Origin of the sequence: Hymenobacter convexus, assembly GCF_030580955.1 — a bacterium.
Classification (GTDB): Bacteria; Bacteroidota; Bacteroidia; order Cytophagales; family Hymenobacteraceae; genus Hymenobacter.
This window is the reverse complement of the sequence record NZ_JAUQON010000002.1, coordinates 460039-478225: the sequence shown is the minus strand read 5'-3', so window position 1 is coordinate 478225 and position 18187 is coordinate 460039. Positions and strand designations below refer to the sequence as shown.

At 61.5% G+C, this 18187-nt stretch carries 11 protein-coding genes; 3 read left to right on the top strand and 8 right to left on the bottom strand.

Translation table 11 applies throughout. The features are described from left to right. Positions 1 to 290 precede the first annotated feature (290 nt). Together feoB and Q4S41_RS05430 are read right to left on the bottom strand one after the other, a co-directional pair. A complete protein-coding gene (gene feoB / locus Q4S41_RS05435) occupies positions 291 to 2447 on the bottom strand; it encodes a ferrous iron transport protein B (RefSeq protein WP_305030089.1) in 2157 nt (718 codons plus the stop codon). Positions 2448 to 2456: 9 nt separating this feature from the next. After that, complete coding sequence (locus Q4S41_RS05430; protein WP_305030088.1) at positions 2457 to 2735, bottom strand: FeoA family protein; 279 nt, start codon at positions 2733 to 2735, stop codon at positions 2457 to 2459. A gap of 225 nt (positions 2736 to 2960) precedes the next feature. Between Q4S41_RS05430 and Q4S41_RS05425 the strand changes: the two genes are divergently transcribed. Further along, on the top strand, positions 2961 to 3860 hold the full coding sequence (locus Q4S41_RS05425; protein ID WP_305030087.1) for a carboxypeptidase-like regulatory domain-containing protein: 900 nt from the start codon (positions 2961 to 2963) through the stop codon (positions 3858 to 3860). A gap of 81 nt (positions 3861 to 3941) precedes the next feature. Here the strand turns inward: Q4S41_RS05425 and Q4S41_RS05420 are convergent, their stop codons facing one another. Together Q4S41_RS05420 and Q4S41_RS05415 are read right to left on the bottom strand one after the other, a co-directional pair. Further along, positions 3942 to 5339: an alpha/beta hydrolase family protein gene (locus tag Q4S41_RS05420; protein ID WP_305030086.1), complete on the bottom strand. Its 1398-nt coding sequence runs from the start codon at positions 5337 to 5339 to the stop codon at positions 3942 to 3944. Positions 5340 to 5600: 261 nt separating this feature from the next. Beyond that, positions 5601 to 6221, bottom strand: coding sequence for an OmpA family protein (locus tag Q4S41_RS05415; RefSeq protein ID WP_305030085.1), 621 nt, complete (start codon positions 6219 to 6221; stop codon positions 5601 to 5603). Between the two features lie 325 nt (positions 6222 to 6546). Between Q4S41_RS05415 and Q4S41_RS05410 the strand changes: the two genes are divergently transcribed. Beyond that, entirely contained in the window at positions 6547 to 7407 is an 861-nt protein-coding gene (locus tag Q4S41_RS05410; RefSeq protein WP_305013401.1) for a carboxypeptidase-like regulatory domain-containing protein, read from the top strand. A 195-nt stretch (positions 7408 to 7602) separates the two neighbouring features. On the opposite strand, the gene Q4S41_RS05405 is transcribed toward Q4S41_RS05410, so the two are convergent. The 4 genes from Q4S41_RS05405 to Q4S41_RS05390 all read right to left on the bottom strand — a co-directional run bounded on the left by Q4S41_RS05405 (position 7603) and on the right by Q4S41_RS05390 (position 16552). Further along, entirely contained in the window at positions 7603 to 9018 is a 1416-nt protein-coding gene (locus Q4S41_RS05405; RefSeq protein ID WP_305030084.1) for an alpha/beta hydrolase family protein, read from the bottom strand. A gap of 183 nt (positions 9019 to 9201) precedes the next feature. After that, complete coding sequence (locus Q4S41_RS05400) at positions 9202 to 10887, bottom strand: flavin monoamine oxidase family protein (protein ID WP_305030083.1); 1686 nt, start codon at positions 10885 to 10887, stop codon at positions 9202 to 9204. A gap of 54 nt (positions 10888 to 10941) precedes the next feature. After that, a complete protein-coding gene (locus Q4S41_RS05395) occupies positions 10942 to 13740 on the bottom strand; it encodes a TonB-dependent receptor (protein ID WP_305030082.1) in 2799 nt (932 codons plus the stop codon). 229 nt (positions 13741 to 13969) lie between these two features. Then, on the bottom strand, positions 13970 to 16552 hold the full coding sequence (locus Q4S41_RS05390) for a bifunctional UDP-N-acetylmuramoyl-tripeptide:D-alanyl-D-alanine ligase/alanine racemase (protein WP_305030081.1): 2583 nt from the start codon (positions 16550 to 16552) through the stop codon (positions 13970 to 13972). A 169-nt stretch (positions 16553 to 16721) separates the two neighbouring features. Here Q4S41_RS05390 and Q4S41_RS05385 point away from each other — a divergent pair, with 169 nt between their 5' ends. After that, positions 16722 to 18185, top strand: a complete 1464-nt coding sequence (locus tag Q4S41_RS05385) for a M16 family metallopeptidase (RefSeq protein WP_305030080.1) — start codon at positions 16722 to 16724, stop codon at positions 18183 to 18185. The last annotated feature ends 2 nt before the right edge of the window (positions 18186 to 18187 follow it).

Here is an 18187-nt window from a genome sequence, read left to right as displayed (position 1 = left end):
CCGTTAGAAGCAGAAAAAAGGGCCAGAAAGCTGAAAGTCGCGAGGTAGTCATACCGAGTTGTTTTGCAATTGATGCTGCAAAGCAACGGCTGCCAACCTGCAATTCCTACACTATTTAGACAAATTCTAAATAACTAATTAGAATTTGTCTAAATAGTTATTCCATGAAAAGTGTCACCCTGAGCGCAGCGAAGGACCTTACCACATCACAACGATTGAGTAAGCTGCTCAACGGTAAAAGGTCCTTCGCCGCGCTCTGGATGACAGCCACCCGCTTAAATCAGAGCACCTTAAGCCAGCACCTGATACACCACAAAGGCCGCCGCATACGCCAGTCCGGTCATATACACTAGTTGCGCTACCGGCCAGCGCCAGCTCTTGGTCTCGCGGTACGTCACGGCCAGCGTACTCATGCACTGCATGGCAAACACGTAGAACACCAGCAGCGAAAACGCCCGCGCCGGCGTGAAAAACGGCTGCCCGTTGGCGTCGCGCTCGGCGCTGAGCTTCTGTTGCAGCGTGCCCATGTCGGCATCCTGCCCCACGCTGTAAATAGTTGAAATCGTGCCCACAAACACCTCCCGCGCCGCAAACGAGGTCAGCAGCGCGATGCCGATTTTCCAGTCGTAGCCCAGCGGCCGGATGGCGGGCTCAATAAGGTGGCCAAACTTTCCGGCATAGGAGCTTTCCAGCCGGGCCGAGGCCACGCGGCGGCTTACTTCCGCATCATCCCACCGCTGCGCAGGAGCTGCCCGGCGCACCTGAGCTTCGGCAGTTTCCTGCTGCTGGCCCGGGCCGTAGCTGGCCAGCACCCACAGCAGCACCGAAATAGCCACAATCACCTTGCCCGCCTGTAATACAAAGGCCTGTACTTTCTGGTAGATGGTCAGGCCCACGTTCTTCCAGCGCGGCCACTGGTACACCGGGAATTCCATGATGAAGTAGCTTCGCTCCCGTGCCTTCAGCACCTTTTTCAGTGCCCAAGCCGAGCCCAACGCCGAGAACAGGCCCAGCAGATAAAGCCCCATCAGGGCCACGCCGCGCAGGTTGAAAATGCCCCAGGCGGCGCGGTCGGGCACCACCAGCGCCACCAGCACCGTGTACACCGGAATGCGCGCCGAGCACGACATCAGCGGCGTCACGAAGATGGTTATCATCCGGTCTTTCCAGCTCTCAATGGTGCGCGCACCCATGATGGCCGGCACCGCGCAAGCCAGCCCCGATATAAGCGGCACCACGCTCTTACCGCTCAGCCCGAAAGGGCGCATTAACTTGTCCATCAAGAAGGTAACTCGGGCCATGTAGCCCGTTTCCTCCAGCACGGCCAGGAAGCCAAACAGCAGCGCAATCTGCGGAACGAAGATGAGCACGCCGCCCAAACCCGCCAGTACGCCCTCCGTCAGCAGCCGGATGAGCGGGCCGTGGAAGTTGTCCTGAATGGTGGCGCTCAGGGCCGAAATGCCCTGGTCAATCCAGTCCATCGGGTACTGCGCCCAAGCAAAAATGGCCTGAAATAGCAGGAACAGAATGCCCAGAAAAATCAGGTAGCCGCCCACCCGGTGCGTCAGCACGCGGTCGATGCGGTTACTCACGGGTTCGCGCTGCTCGGTGCGCGTCACCGTTACCGTTTCCAGCAGGATTTCGTTGATGCGGGCGTAGCGGGCAATGGTTTCGGCCGCCTGCTGGGCCGTGGCATCGAACCCGTATTGCTGCGTCAGCTCCTGAATGTGGGCCTTGTCGTCGGCGCTCAGGAAGCTAATCTGGCGGTACTGCTGGGCGTAGTGCAGCGCCAAGTAGTCGTTGTGCAGGTCGAAATAGTAGCGAATCTGCCGCACCATGGGCAGCAGTTTCTCGTCCGGCTCCCAGCAGCGCACGGGCGGCGCGTCCAGCCGCTGGGCCATCACAATTTTAAGGGCCGCGATGCCGATGCCGTTACGCGCGTTCATTGGGATGATGGGCACACCCAGCTCCCGCTCCAGGGCCGGCAGGTCGATGTTGACGCCGTGGCGCTCGGCCACGTCCATCATATTGAGGGCCAGCACCGCCGGCAGGCCCAGGTCGCCGAGCTGGGTGAAGAGCAGCAGGCTGCGGCGCAGATTGCTGGCGTCCACCGTCACCACCACAAAGTCGGGGTAGTTATCGGCAGTTTTATCGTAGAGCAGGTCGGTTATCACCTTCTCGTCCAAGCTCTTGGGGTAGAGCGAGTAAGTACCGGGCAGGTCGATGATTTCGGCGCGCTGCCCGGGCGTGAGCTGGGCCACGCCGGTTTTGCGGTCCACCGTCACGCCGGGGAAGTTGCCTACCTTCTGGTTGAGGCCGGTGAGCTGGTTGAAAAGCGACGTTTTGCCGCTGTTCGGGTTTCCGATGAGGGCAATTCGCACGGGCCGCGGGCCGGCTTGCGAAGCAGCCGCGTCCACCGTCGTCGGGTTGCTCAAAGTTGCCGCCATCCGTTACTTCTATTCTTTCAGCATAATGGTGGCGGCCTCGCTGGCCCGCACCGAGAGGGTGTATTCCTGGTCGCCGAGCACGAGCATCAGCGGGTCGCCGAGGGGCGCGCGGCCACTCAGGCGCACCTGCACGCCGGGCACGCAGCCCATCTCCAACAGTTTTAGCGCCATTTCAGGGTCTTCGAGGCAACAGATGGTGCCGGCTTCGCCCACGCGCAGGTCTTGGGCCGAGCGCCGGGCATTGGCGGTGGCAACAGGTTTGGGCGCAGAACGACGGAAGAGGGCCACGGGCGGGAAGGGCGTAGGAGCTTATTTAGAAAGAATACAAACAAAGGTACGACCGCAAAAGCTTTTTGGCTGGCAAGATTTTTTGACCGCCGCCAAATGCGCAGCTAACACCTCGTTTTTATGCCATTTAAGCCTCAGCTTTTTGGCAATGGTTGGATGTCCTAAAAATTTCTAATAACTTTCCGCGCTCGAATTTGTAATTTTGTTCGTTCTATCACGCGTCCTATGTGCACACGCCTACTTCTATTAGCATTATTTATAGCTTTATCAACCACCACAAGCTGGGCACAGCAGGTTCAGATTAAAGGGGTAATCGTTGATAAAGACACCAAAGAGCCGCTGCCGTTTTCGTCCATTGGCTTGAAAAACGAACAAATCGGGGCGCTCAGCAACGAACACGGCATCTTCATCGTGCCGGCCCCCACCCAAAACCCGGCCGACTCGCTGGTGGTCGTCGCGCTGGGCTATGCCCGCCGGGCCGTGCTGGTGAAGCGGGGCGTGGCCGTGGCCAACATCACCATCGAAGTGCCCAAGCGGGCCGTCGAGCTCGGCAACGTGACGGTGAAGGGCGGCAAGGTGAAAAACCTGGGCCTCGGCGCCAAGTCCGATAATCCCGGCGAAGGCATGATTCAGGGCTTGCCGGGCAGCCAGTACGCCTTTTTCGTGAAGAATGACAAGAAAAAGCGCCTCGGCAACGTGCGGACGGTGTCGTTCTACATCGGCGAAAACGGCTTCCCGCGCGAGCCCTTCCGCGTGCGCCTCTACAAGGCCGACGGCAACTACAACGCCCCCAACACCGACCTGCTCACCGAAAACGTGGTGGTCTCGGCCCCCCAGGGCGGCCAGTGGTACACCGTCGACCTCACTCCTTATAATATCACGGCGCCGGAAGAAGGCTTTTTCGTGGCCATGGAATGGGTGGTGAGCGGCGATAAGTTCTTCGCCACCAACTTCATGGACGACTACACGCCCTACGGCCAGATTATGCGCCCCACCTTCGAATTCAAGGAAAGCCGCACCTGGAACTACTCCATCGGCAAGGGCTGGAGCCTTATCACCGCCTCCAACGGCCAGGGCCTGCGCTACAACGCCATGATTAAGGCCGAGGTCGACATGATTAAGTAAGGGGTTGTGGCAGCAGGCAGACGCCGGTCATTGCTTCGCTGCGCTCGCAATGACCGGCGTGCCTCCTCACAATGCCAATCCTCACTTCTTCACGCCCAGGCCCACAATCCACTCACGAATGGTTTCCAGCGCCACCGGCGAAAACAAGGGCATCATCTCGCCATTCATCAGCGTCCACTCCGTTTTGGGGGGCTGAAAGAGGTGGTTTACGCCGGGCAGGCGCTTCGAGACGGTGCCGCGATTGATGCTTTTCAGCTCTCTTTCCAGGGCGGTGAGGTGCAGTTCAGCCGGTGCCTGCAGGTCGTTGGTACCGCTGAGTAGCAGCACCGGGCAGCGCACCTCGTCGAGTTCATCGATGGGGTCGAACGATAAAAAGAAGGTCCGCCACGGCGTGAGGAGCTGGGCCGCTTGGGCCTGCGCTGCTTTGGCATCGAGGGTGGGTTGGTCCTGGCGCATCATGTTGGCCACAATGGCCTGGGCCTGCGGGGCGCCGGTCTGGCGCATGATGTCGTACATGGTGCGCTGGCGCTCGTAGGCGGCCTGTACCTTGACGGGGTCTATTTTTTGGGCACGCTGCTCATCCACCAGTTGCTGCAGCAGGGTTTGCTCGCCGGTGAGGCCGTAGCCAGCCAACGACACCACGAACGCCGGTGGCAAGGGCTTGCCAGCAGCCAGCAGGGCCACATTGGCGCCCTCGCCGTGGCCAATGACGCCGATGCGGTTGATGTTGATTTCGAGCTGTGAGCGCAGGAAATTCAGGCCCGCCTGCACGTCGCTCACCAACATGGCGGTGGTGGCCGTGGCCGTGTTGCCGCCCGATTTGCCCACGCCCCGGTCGTCGTAGCGCAGCACGGCAATGCCGCGCCGGGTCAGGTAGTCGGCCAGCGAGCCCATCAGGTGGTAGTCGCCCACGGTGCCTTCCCGGTCCTGGGCGCCCACGTCGCTCACCAGCACCACGGCTGGAAACGGCCCCTTGCCAGGCGGCACCGTGAAAGTGCCGGCCAAGTTCAGCCGGCCCACGGGGTTGTTAAAGGTTACTTCCTCTTCCCGATACGGCGGGGTGAGGCGTGTGCCCGGCCCGGCGACGGTAGGCATGGGGAAATAATAGAGACGCACCGGCGACTTTTCCCGGCCCTGCGTCCAGGTGCCGTTCAGCTCGCGCTTGGTGCGGTCGAAGCGGGCGGCGTAGCGGCTGTCGGCGCCCGGCATGCGCATCAGCACCGAGTCGCCACGCACGGTCAGCTCCGTCACCATGCGGCTCACTTTCTGCGCGGGCACATCCAGGGCGGCAAAGAACCGGCCATTAGCCAACGGCACCACGCTGATGGTCACGTCCAACTGCCCGCCCAGTAGCGGCAGTTTGCCTTTCCATAGCCCGCCCAGCGGGAGGGCTTCTTCGGTAGGAGCGCCCGGCACTTTGGCCCATGCAGGCCCCATCATGCCCAGCAGCAACAGCACTCCCAGTAAACATCTTTTCATTCTCGTCCTTGATACAAATCCATCTATGGCACCCGAAAGATAAGCAACAACTGCAGACGCCAGAAAATTGACGCTGGCCGCATTGTGCCAACCTATGGTTCAGCAAGGTCGCAAAATTATTGGCCTTATTCAGTATTAGCTATTATTAATTTACTTTCGCCAGTGGCTCCCTTGCATTGGGCCAGGGGCCTGGGCAACCATGCAAAAGGCCCGGCCGTGAACACGGCCGGGCCCAACAGGCGGCAAACGAATAGCACCGGCTTACTTGGTGCGCACCGCGATTTCAACGCGCCGATTCTCCTGGCGGCCGGCGGCGGTGGCGTTGCTGGCGGCGGGCATGGCCTCGCCCATGGGCTCCACGCTCACGCGGCCGGCGTCGATGCTGCCGTTGGCCACGAGGTAGTTTTTCACGGCCTCGGCGCGCTTCTCGCTCAGGTCCTTGTTGTAGTCTTTGTCGCCGCGCGAGTCGGCAAAGCCCATCACGCGCACCTGGCTGGTGCCGTAGCGCTGGCCAATGGAGCCCGTGATTTGCTTCAGGGCATCGGCGGCGCTGGGCTTAATTTCCGACTTATCGGTGTCGAACAAGATTTTCTCGTCCACGCTGTACACGTTGTAGGTGCTGTCGCCGCGCACGCTTACGCCGGGCAGCGTAATTTCCTTGAACTTCACGTCGGTCAGTTTGGCCTTGGTCAGGTCCCAGGCATTGTCGGCCGCGTTGGCGGCGCCGGCCGCGGCATCGGCCACGGTCCTGCTACCGTCGCGCGCCATCACGGCGGTGTCCTGGCCGGCTTCGGCGAGTTGGTCTTTGGTTTCGGAGTGTTTGGTTTCACAGCTTGCCAGCAACGCCGTAGCGGCCAACAGCGAAAGGAGGGATTTTTTCATGAACGGGAAGGATGGGGTTAGGAATGGGAGCGGGCTGCATTACGCACGCAGGCCAACTATGTTATTTTTTTTAGAAATCGCGCCAATAATTTGGCGCTGTTGGGCCATACAAGAAAATGGCCCAACGCTTATTTTTGTAGTAATAAAAGCAATTTTTTGGCGTTAATTGGTTAAATTCATTTTGCATTCAGCCGCGCGATTATTACGCTCAGTCAATAGCATTGATGATAGTCTGGCTCAGAATTTGTAAATTTGCCAGTCGCCCCCCATTATCTTATATTTGGCAATGATGAAACGCTTACCTCTTATCGCTTTTTGGGTTTTGATGCTATTGCCGGCGCTAAGCTGGGCCCAGGAAAACCGCATTACGGGCCGTGTCGTCGATGCCAAGACGAAAGACCCGGTGCCCTTTGCCTCCATCGGCCTGCGCGAAGAAGGCACCGGTGCCCTTACCAATGAATATGGCTATTTTCAGCTGGCCGGCCTGGAGAAAACCAGTCAGGACTCCCTGATTGTGATGACGTTGGGCTACGAACGCACCGCTCTTTTCATCAAGCGCGGCAGCACCGAAGACCTCATCATCGAGCTCAAAAAGCGCGAGGTGAAGCTGGAAGGCTTCACGGTGAAAGGCGGCAAGGTGAAAAACCTGGAACTGGGTTCGAAGTCAAACAATCCGGGCGAAGGCATGATTCAGGGCCTGCCGGGCAGCCAGTATGCTTTTTTCGTGAAAAACGACAAGCAGAAGAAGCTCGGCAACGTGCGGACAGTGTCGTTCTACATCGGCGAAAACGGCTTCCCGCGCGAGCCTTTCCGCGTGCGCCTCTACAAGGCCGACGGCAACTACAACGCCCCCAACACCGACCTGCTCACCGAAAACGTGGTCGTGTCGGCCTCGCGCGGCGGCGAGTGGTACACCATCGACCTGAGCACCTACAACATCCCGGCGCCGGAAGAAGGCTTTTTCGTGGCCATGGAGTGGATTGTAGGCGGCGATAAGTTCTACACCACGAACTTCATGGACAACTACACGCCCTACGGCCAGATTATGCGCCCCACCTTCGAGTACAAGGAAAGCCGCACCTGGAGCTACACCATCGGCAAGGGCTGGAACCTGCTCACACTGGCCAACGGCCAGGGCCGCCGCTACAACGCCATGATTAAGGCCGAGGTTGATATGATTAAGTAAGTCTGAACCGCGGATTCTGCGGATTCTGCGGATTGTACAGATTCCAAGAGCGACGCCGTATCCGGCTAATGCTTCCATAAAAAAGGTCCTGCTCGTAAGCAGGACCTTTTTTATGGCCAATGGCTAATCGATGCGCGATGTTGTCGGCGTGTGTTTGAATCTGTGCAATCCGTTCAATCTGCAGAATCTGCGGTCTTACTTCTTGGCCTGCTCCACAATCCACTCGCGGATGGTTTCCTGGGCTTCAGGCGAGAAGTTGGGCTGGGGCTGGCCGTTGATGATGGGCCACTTAGTCTGGTCGGGCTGGAAGAGGTGGTTTACGCCCTGCAGTTTCTTCACCGTTACGCCTTTGTTTTTGCTGAGGCCATTTTTCAGCGCGTTCAAATTGGCGTCGGCATTGATGGTGAGGTCGGAGGTGCCGTTGAGAAGCAGCACGGGGCAACTGACGGCCGACAGTTTCTCTACCGGATTGAATGCCAGGAAGTAGCGGTAGCGCGGCGAAGTCATTTCGGCGGCGCTCGACTGCGCGGTGGCATTATCAATAGCCGCGTTGTTCTGCTTCAGCATGTTGGCCACGATGGCCTGGGCCTGCGCGTTGTCGGTGGTTTGGCGGATGATTTCCAGCATGGCCTGCTGGCGTTTGGTAGCGGCTTCAATCTGCGCGTTTTCGGTGCCGAGGGTGCGCAGGGTGGTGGCCTGCTGCTGCACCACAATGTCGCGGCCGGGCAGGCCATAGGCAGCCAGCGCCACCACATACGCGGGTGGCAACGGCTGCGCGGCGGCCAGCAAGGCCACGTTGCCGCCTTCGCCGTGGCCCACTAGGCCCAAGTGCGCCAAGTCGATTTCGGGACGGGTGCGGAGATAGTTGAGGCCGGCCTGGGCGTCGCTTACCAGGTCAGCGGTGGTGACGGCGGGGGTGCCGCCCGACTTACCCACGCCCCGGTCGTCGAAGCGCAGTACGGCCACGCCGCGGCGGGTGAGGTAGTCGGCCAGCAGGCCCAGTGGGGCAAAGTCGCCCACAGTGCCGTCGCGGTCCTGCGGGCCGGCATCGGAGAGCAGCACCACGGCCGGGAACGGGCCCGGGCCGGCCGGAATGGTGAGCATCCCGCCCAAACGGGTGTTGGTACTCAGGTTACTGAAAGTGGCTTCTTCTTCGCGATAGGGCGGGGTGAGGCGCACGTTCTTGGCGTTCATGGCCGGCAGCGGACTGAAGGCCAAGGTCATGGGCACTTTGAAGCCGGGCTGCTGCCACTGGCCCACCATCTGCTTGCCATCGGCCGATACTTTGCCCACGAAGCGGCTGTTGGCTTCTTCGGCAAACAGGCGCACGGTGTCGCCTTTCACTTCGGTTTTCACGGCCATGCGGCTCACCTTTTGCAGGGGCACGTCCATGGTGGCGAAGTATTCGCCGCCAGTGAGTTTCACGAAGCGGAAGATGACTTCGAGCTGGCCGCCGGGCACTTTTAGCTGGCCTTTCCACAGGCCGTCAAGGGCCGGCGCGTCGGCCACGTGGGCCGTGGCATTTGCCAAACGGGCCGATGCCGGCGCGCATGCCAAACAACACAAGAAGGCGCCCAGCAGGCGCATAACACGAAACGTATTAATGGTCATAGCTAAAAAAGAAGCGTCAAAAATGCCTATGGCACCCCAAAGTTATCAGGGCCAGGGTACGGCAACTGTAAAGTAGCAAAATAAATACCTTGCCAACATCACCGCTAAAAAGCTGGCGCACAAAAAAGCCCCCGTTTCCGGCTGGAAACGGGGGCTTGGCGCCACTTAAAATCCTATGCAGCGCTACGCTTGCACCGCGGCACGGCGGAAGCGCCCTACAAACGCCACCTTCTTGGTAGTGGCCGCCTGCAGCACCGCCTGCGCGGCCACACGGCCGGTTTCGGCGGCGCCGTTCATGTAGCCCTGGAAGTAGGCGCTGCAATGCTCGCCGGCGAAGAACATATTGCCCACCGGGCGGCCTTCGGCGCCGGCGATGGTGGTGTACTGGCCGGGGCGGTAGCAGGCGTAGCTGCCGCGCGTGAGCGGGTTGCTGGGCCAGTGGAAACGCTCCACCTTGCCGTTGTACTGGGCCTGGGTGCCGGGCCAGGCGCGCTCCATGGTGGGCAAGAAGCGGCTCACCTGCGAGGCGGGCGAGCCCGTGCCCATGTCCACGCCCACTTGGCCGCCCACGTACACGGTGTAGGCGCCGGCGGTGCCGGGCTGCAACTGGCTGCTGTCCCAGCCGCTCTGAGTAGCCTGGTCCGAGAAAATGTAGCCGGTGCAGCCGTTGGTGCGCCACGGACGGCTGTTGAAGCCCAGCAGCAGTTTGGCGTTGGTGCCGTAGCCGAGGTTGTTGATGGCGTTGGTTTTCCAGGTGGGCATAGGCAGATTTAGGCTCACCTGGCGCAGCACGCTGAAGGGAATGGCCATCACCACCACGTCGGCCGGCACGGTAACGGTGGCCCCGCTGGCTTGCTGGAAGGTGAGGATGTATTCGTCGGCGGGCTTGGCCACGGCCACCAGTTTGTGCTGCAGTGTGATTTGGCCGGCCAGGCGCTGGGCCATGGCGTCGACGAGCAGTTGGTTGCCGCCCTGAATTTTATACCGCTCGTCGCTGATACCGAAGATGTCGAACGCGCCCTTACTGGTATCGGGCGAGAACAGCCAGAGGAAGTTGATGGACGTCTGCTGGTTGGCTTCGAGGCCGTATTCGGTCACGTAGGCCACTTCGAGCAGGGTCCGAATCATGCCCGTCATGCCAATCGAATCGAAATACCCGGAAATCGACATCTGGTCGAACGGCCCGGCCGCGCCGTAGTTGTCGAACACAATGGTGTTGGGCATGGTCCGCACGTCGGCGGTGATGCGGGCAACGTAGGGCTGGAACGCCTGAATGACCTCCTGCAGCGAATACCGGCGGCCGTTGAAGAAGTAAGTATCCTTCTCCAGCGCCGTTTCGCTGGGCGATTCTACATCGTAGAGCGACAAGCCGAACTCGCGCACCAGATTCAGCATGTCCGTGTGGCCGCTGTCGATGAACTCGCCGCCCAGCTCGGTGGTCAGGCCCGCGCCCATGAGGTTTTTAGCCGTGAAAATGCGGCCGCCCGTGCGGGTATTGGCGTCGTAGATGCTGGCCATGATGCCGCCCTTCTGCAGCTTGAGGGCGCAGTTGAGGCCGGCCATGCCGCCGCCCACAATCACCACGCGGGCCGCGCCGCCCTGGGCATTGACTGATTTGAAGGCAGTTAAATCGGCGGCGGGTTCCGGGGCCGCGGTTTCGCAGGCGGCCAGCAGGCCGGTGGCGCCGGCCAGCAGACCAAACTTGGCGCTGTTGGTCATAAAGCGGCGGCGGCTGTGGTCTTCAGCCTGCTCAATGAGCACCTCCACGGAGGGCGCGCCGGGCTGCTCGGCGGCCACGGCCAGGCCGAAGGCCTTTTGCAGGGAGCGCAGCAAATCGGTGCGCGCCAAGCGCGGAGAGGGAGTAGACACTTCTTTCATATTTCAGGAAAAATTGGATGGAAAATAGACACTAAAGCTAGCCAATTATTTCCCGAAGGAGTAGGACGCTTTCAGGTAAAAAAACGCGCCGTTCAACCCCATCTGCACCACCTGGTAGGGCAGAATGTCGTGGTCGTAGGGCGTGGTAGATACCGCGCCGCCGTGTTGTTGCGCGTAGTAGGCCTGGTATGCTTGCATCGAGGCAAAGCCGTCGGGGGCGTGGCCGTTGCGAGCGGCCTGGAGCAGGTCGTCGGGACGCACGTTGAATAGGTTGTGCGCGCCGACGGCCAGCAGCAGGCCCTTGGCGGGCTTGTAAGTCAGGATGAAATCGGTAATGGCCTTAGGCCGGAACACGAAGTAATAAGCGCCTTCTTCGAGGCCGTCGAAGTTAAAATCGTAGAACGACACCTGGCCGAAGCGCGTGTAGCGGGCTGTGACGCTCCACTTGGCGCCTTCGTAGCCCACGCTGCCCAGGATTTTGCTTTTGGGGCTGCCCGTGGTGATGAGCGAGAGCTGGCGCTGGCCAATGAAGTTGTTGCCCGCGATTTCATCGTTCTGAATACCTTGGAACAGCGCCGGCACCTGCAGGCTGCGGAGCGTGGTTTCGTTGAAGTTAGCCGCGGCCGTGAAGCGTAGCTGCCCCCGGCCCAGCGCCAGACTGTAGCTGCCCACCAGGTCGAGGCCGCGGGTGCGCGTGTTCAGGGCATTGGCAAAGAACTGCACGCTGGTGGTCTGGGCTTTGTCCAAAGCCACGTCGAACTGCGGCGAAATGCCGGCCCCGAACTCGTTGGTGAGCGAAATGCGGTTGTCGATGTCAATCTGGTACGCATCAGCCGTGATTACCAGGTCTTTTACCGGCGTGAGCACGAGGCCAAAGCTGGCGTTGCGCGACTTCTCGGCCGTGAGCTGGCTGATGCCGGCCACCTGCGCAATGTCGCTCTGGTTGTTGTAGATGCCCGAATACGTGGTGCCGCTGGCCGTGGGCAGCAGCGTGAGCTGGCGGTACAGCTGCTGCTGCTGCGAAGGCGCCCGGAAGCCGGTGTTGTAGGCCGCGCGCAGGGCCAGCCACTTGCTGGCCTGCAGGCGAGTGGTGGCTTTGTAGATGAATGCCGAGCCAAAGTCGGAATACCGCTCGTAGCGCACGGCGCCGCCCACGGTCCAGCGCTTGGTTACGTCGGCTTCCACGTCGAGGAAGCCGGCCACGTTCTGCCGGCTGCCCGCAATGGCCGAAGTGGGGTCGAAGCCGATGAAGCCCTGCGAACCGCCCGACGCGCCGGGCTGGCCGGCCTGGTAGTCTTTCCAGGAGTTTTCATCGCCGGCCACAATTTCATAAAAGTCGTTGCGGAATTCGGTACCGAAGGCCACGTTGGTGCCCGCCAGCACGTTGTCGAACAAGCGGCTGGCCGTGGCATTGGTCACGGCCTGCGTGAACTGCAGGCCGCCGGCTTCGAAGGAAGTGGGCGAGGCGGCGCCCAACGAAGGGTTGAGGGTGTTGCTCAGGTCATAGCGCATGCGGTTGGTGCCCAGGCTCTGGCTCAGGTCCAGGTCCCAGCGGCCCAGCTTCAGGTCGAGGCCCAGCACGGCGGCACCGTCGTTGATGCGGGTGTTGATGTTGGGCTGGTAGCCCAAGCTGAAGCCGGGCTGGGTGCCGAGGTCGGCAGGATTGGCACTGGGCAGCACCCAGGGCGCCACAGCCTGGCCCCGGCGGTAGTTATAAGTACCAAAGGAATAGATACGCGCTTTGTCCGACAGGTCGTAGCCGGCGTTGTACACGGCTCGGTAGTTCGTCATGATGGCGTCGCCGTTGCGCTGGCGGTAGTCCTTGGCCGTCTTGTGGTTGGCCAGCAAGAAGGAATCCTCCTGCGCCCGGTTGCTGGAGTAGATGGGCCAGGAATTCAGGTCGCGGGTGTAGTTGGGGCTGGTGGTGTAGCCGCGGTAGTCGACTTCGCCGGTCACATTCAGGAAGCCTTTTTCGCCCAGCTTCAGCCCTTTGTTCACGCTCAGCGTGGTGTTGTAGCCGAAGCCAGACTGGTGAATGCCGTTGTTCACCAGCACGTTGCCGCCGTGGTTGTCGCTTTTCAGGTTGAGGTTGATAACGCCGGCAATGGCATCGGAGCCGTACTGAGCGGCCGCGCCGTCGCGCAGAATTTCCACCCGGTCCAGGGCGTTGGCCGAAATGGTGTTCAGGTCGGTGGTGGCGCTGCCGTAGGGGCGGCTGCCGAGCAGGTTAATCAGGGCCGAGGTGTGGCGGCGCTTGCCGTTCACCAGCACCAGCACCTGGTCGGAGCCCAGGCCGCGCAGGGTGATGCCGTCCACGTGGTCGGCGCCGTCGGCCGAAGTTTCGCGATTGGAATTAAAAGAAGGGACCACGTAGTTGAGCAGCTGCGTGTTATCGGTGCGCGGGGCCGTGAGGGCCAGTTCGCGCATGTCAATCACGTCCACCGGCGCCACCGATTCGAGGGCGGTACGGTCGAGGCGACGCGTGCCCACGGCCACCACATCGGCGGTTAGCTCGAAGGTGAAGTTGGCCGGCACCTCGGCTTTCAGAAACACGTTGTTGATGACCTGCGAACGAAAGCCCGGCTGGCTGATTTGCAGCGCGTAAGGCCCGCCGCTGAGCAGCTGGCTCAGCGCAAAGTGGCCTTGCGTATCGGTAGTAGCGACGCGCCGGATGCCCGTTGGCAAATGTAGCACGGCGACGGTAGCGCCCGTCAGGACCAAGCCTTTTTCGGTTTGGATAACGCCGGTTACTGTGGCGCTAGTGGTTGCCTGGGCCCAGGCACTGCCTGGCAAACAGCAAACAACCCAGAGAAAGAGGAAAAACGAAAGTCGAAGTGCTTTCATAGAAAAGAAAAGTTTCTAAAAATTAGAATTGTGTCCAAAAACAGGACACAAACTTCCCTCTATTGCCCGCACAGTAAGTCCTTTTTTCGTCAGACGGCCTTTTTTAGCCTATTAAACACATAGTCAGTGGGGCCAACTGAAGTCAGGCACAAACCAGAGTTTATCTATTATATTACCATTATAATATATAATTAGCTCCATTGGCTAATACCAATGAATTATACGCAGCTTACTCACTCACAAACACCCGCTTCACCCGCTCGCTCACGTTGGTGAGCAACTCGTAGGCGATGGTGCCAATGCGGCCGGCTAACTCAGGAAGCGGCAGCCCCTCGCCGAAGAGCACGGCCACGTCGCCGGCCCGCGCGCCGGGGATGGCCGTCACGTCCACCATGCACATGTCCATGCACACGGAGCCCACCAGCGGCGCCCGCTGCCCACGGATGAGCACCTCGCCCGCGCCGTTGCCGAAACGACGGTCGTAGCCATCGGCGTAGCCAATGGCCAGCGTGGCGATGCGGCGCTCCGTGTCGGCGGCTACGCCGCGGCGGCCGTAGCCCACGGTGTGGCCCGCGGGCAGGGTTTTAATCTGGGAAATGGTGGTGCGCAGCTCGCTCACGGGGCGCAGGGTGTCGGTGTCGCGGCCGCTGGCGTCGACGCCGTAGAGGCCGATGCCGAGGCGGACCATATCGAAATGCGCGTCGGGGAAGCGCAGGATGCCCGCCGAGTTCAGCGCGTGCTTTAGCACGGAGTGGCCCAGGGCTTCTTCCAGGGCAATGGCCATGCGGCGGAAGGCGGCGAGCTGCTCCTGGGTGAAGTCGTCGTGGGCGGGCTCGTCGGCGGCAGCCAGGTGCGTCATGGCGCTGGCCACGGGCAGGCGGACGGCGTGGGTGTGCAGGCGGGCCAGCAGCGCGGACAGGTCAGCTTCGTCGAAGCCGAGGCGGCGCATGCCGGTGTCGAGCTTGAGGTGGATTTTGGGCGCGGGTGCGGCCGTTTCGTCGAGTGTGCGGAAGGTGGCCAGGTATTCATCCAACATTTCGAACGAGTAGATTTCCGGTTCCAGCCGGTAGTGGCGCAACAGGTCGAACGAGTCCGGCGCCGGGTTCATCACCATAATGGGCAGACTGATGCCGGCTTCGCGCAGGGCCACGCCTTCGTCGGCGTAGGCCACGGCCAGGTAGTCGGCCCGCTGAAATTCGAGCAGGCTGGCCACTTCATAGGAGCCCGCGCCGTAGGCAAAGGCCTTCACCATCACCATGAGCTTGGTGCCGGGCCGCAGCTGGCGGCGGTAGTGCTGCAGGTTGTGACTGAGAGCGTCGAGGTTGACTTCCAGCACGGTGCCGTGCTGCTGAGCCTGCAAAGCGGCAACAATGCGCTCGAACCCGAAGCGCCGGGCGCCCTTTATCAGCACCACCTCGCGGGCAAAGTCGGCGGGGTTAAGCTGCGCCAGAAAGGCCTCAGTGGTGGGGAAGGTTTGAATGAGGAATGAAGAATGAGGAATGAGAAATTGGGTACCTGCGGCGTCCGCTGCTGCCCCCGATTCAATTCTTAATTCCTCATTCTTCATTCCTAATTGAGAAGAAATCTCCTCCCCTATCCCGATGAGGCGGGTGATGCCGGCAGCAGGCAGCAGGGCCGCTATGCGGGCGTACAGCTCGGCACTGCTGAGGCCCGATTCCAGCACGTCGCTCAGAATGAGCGTGCGGCGGCCGGGACGGGGCTGCCGGGCCAGCGCGTTGAGGGCCAATGAGAGGCCCGCGAGGTCGTTATTATAGGTATCGTCGAGCAAGTAGGAATCGTGGCGGCCCAGCTTCATTTCCAGGCGCATGGCCACGGGGTGCAGGCGGGCCAGCCGGCGCTGAATTTCGGCGGGCTCCACGGCGCGGTGTAGTAGCACGGCCAGGCAGTGCAGCGCATTTTCGACGGAGGGCTCGTCGGCGAAGGGCAGCGTAAACTCGGTGGCGGAGCGGCCATCGGCTGCCTGGGTGCGCCAGCGGGTGCAGCCATCGGCGCTGCCAGCGGCGGCAAAACGCACATCGGCCGGCTGGTCGGGCTGCCGCGTCCAGCTGAAACCGGGCAGCCCCAGCTCGGCCACGGCGGCGCGCACCAGCGGCTGGTCGGCGCAGTAGAACAGGCGCTGAAACTGTGGCCCCTGAAACAGCTTGAGCTTCTCGTGCAGCTTTTGTTCGGCCGAGGTGAAACCGGCGTCGTGGGCCGTGCCGAGGTTGGTGAAAATGCCTTCGGTGGGTTGAATGATTTCGGCCAGCCGCGCCATCTCTCCCACTTCCGAAATGCCGGCTTCGAAAATACCCAGCGTGTGGCGGGCAGGGTTCAACTCCCACACGCTCAGCGGCACACCCACCTGCGAGTTGTAGGAGCGCGGCGAGCGGCAGATGTCCTCATCGGGGCTCAGCAGCTGGGCCAGCCACTCTTTCACAATGGTCTTGCCGTTGGAGCCGGTAATGGCCAGCACCGGGCCGGTGAAGGCCGCGCGGTGGGCGGCGGCCAGCGCTTGCAGGGCCGCCAGCGGACTGGCCACGGCCACAATGCCAGCCTCGGGGTAGGCGGCCAGGCCGTTGGGCAATTCCCGGCCGGTTTCAATGATAAAGAGGCGCACGCCTTGGGCGTAGAGGGCGGGCAGGTAGCGGTGGCCGTCGTGGCTGGGGCCGCGCAGGGCAAAAAAGAGTGCGCCGGCCGGCAGGCCCACGCGCCGGCTGTCGAGCAGCAGGTGGCGGACGTCGGCGGCCGGGTCGGCGGGGGCTTGCAGGAGGTGGCCGGCCAGCAGGCCCGGCAGCGAGGAGAAGGCGAACACGGCGCAAAGGTCGGGCAGTTGGGTGGAAAAGCATTCTGGCGGTGCAACGGCGGGTCGGCGGCAGAAATCATTGGCCACAGAGGCCCGCGGTTGGCTTGGTTTCGCTACTATTGCAACACCAAATGTTTCCATTCGCTTTTTCTGCATCATTCACTTTACCTGCTTACCTATGAGACAGTTTACCAACCTCGGCCGTAGCCTGTTGTGGGCGTCCGGGGCCGCCCTGGCGCTCGGCGCATGCAGTCCCAAAGCCACCTCAGTGGCCACGGCTTCTGATGCGGCTACTGCTAGCAGCGCGGCACCGGCTACCATGGCGGCGGCTCCGGCGCCTAAGCCAGCCGGCCCGGCCTTTCAGGTGCCCGTGGAGTATTACACCCTGCCCAATGGGCTGAAGGTGGTGCTCTCGCCCGACCACACAGCGCCCACGGCCACGGTGGCGGCCTACTACGGCGTGGGCTTCCGCACCGAGCCGCGCGACCGCACGGGCTTCGCGCATTTGTTTGAGCACCTGATGTTTCAGGGCTCGCAGAACCTGGGCAAGAACGAGTTTATCGGGCTGATTCAAAAGAACGGAGGAGTGATGAACGGCTCGACGCGCTTCGACTTCACCAACTATTTCGAGGTGGTGCCCAGCAACAAGCTCGAAACCATCTTGTGGGCCGAGGCCGACCGGATGCGCGGCCTGGCCATCACGCAGGCCAACCTGACCAACCAGCAAGGCGTGGTGAAAAGCGAGGTGCGCGTGAACGTGCTCAACCAGCCCTACGGCGGCTTTCCGTGGATTGACATGCCCATGAAAGCCAACAAGAACTGGAACAACGCCCACAACTTTTACGGCGACATGAGCGACCTCGACGCCGCCAACCTGGCCGATACGAAGTCGTTTTTCAAGACCTACTACGCCCCCAACAACGCCGTGCTGGCCGTGGTGGGCGACTTTGAGCCCGCCGAGGCCAAGGCTTGGGTGCAGAAGTACTACGGCGCCATCCCAAGCGCCCCGCAGCCGCCCAAGCCCGACATTGCGGAGCCGCGCCAGGAGCAGGAGCAGCGCTTCAGCAAAGACGACAAGCTGGCCACCAAGCCCGCGCTGGCCTTCGGCTACCACATGCCCGAGCGCAACACGCCCGAGTACTACGCCATGATAATGCTCGACCAGATTCTACTGCAGGGCAACGACAGCCGCCTCTACCAGGCCCTGGTGCAGAAGCGCGGCTACGCCAGCAACGTGAGCGGCGGCATCAATTACCTCGGCAACCAGTTCAACTACAATGGCCCCATGCTATGGATGGGCGACCTGGTTTTCGACCCCGCCGTGCAGGCCGATTCGGTGGTGCGCGTGCTCGACCAGGAAATCAACAAGCTCAGCAGCAAGGGCATTGACCAGGCCACGCTGGATTTGGCGCTGGTGAAAATCCGCTCCGCCTTCTACGACCAGGTGAGCGGGTCCGACAACTTCGGGCGGGCCGATTTGCTGGCCTCGTTTGCGATGTTCGATAACGACCCCGGCCGCATCAACCGACTCGAAGGCGAGTTCCGCAAGGTGACGCCGGAGTTGATGCAAAAGACCATCCGCGAGTACCTGCGGCCCACCAACCGCACCATCATCACCGTCAACCCGCTGGCCAAGAGCTAGCC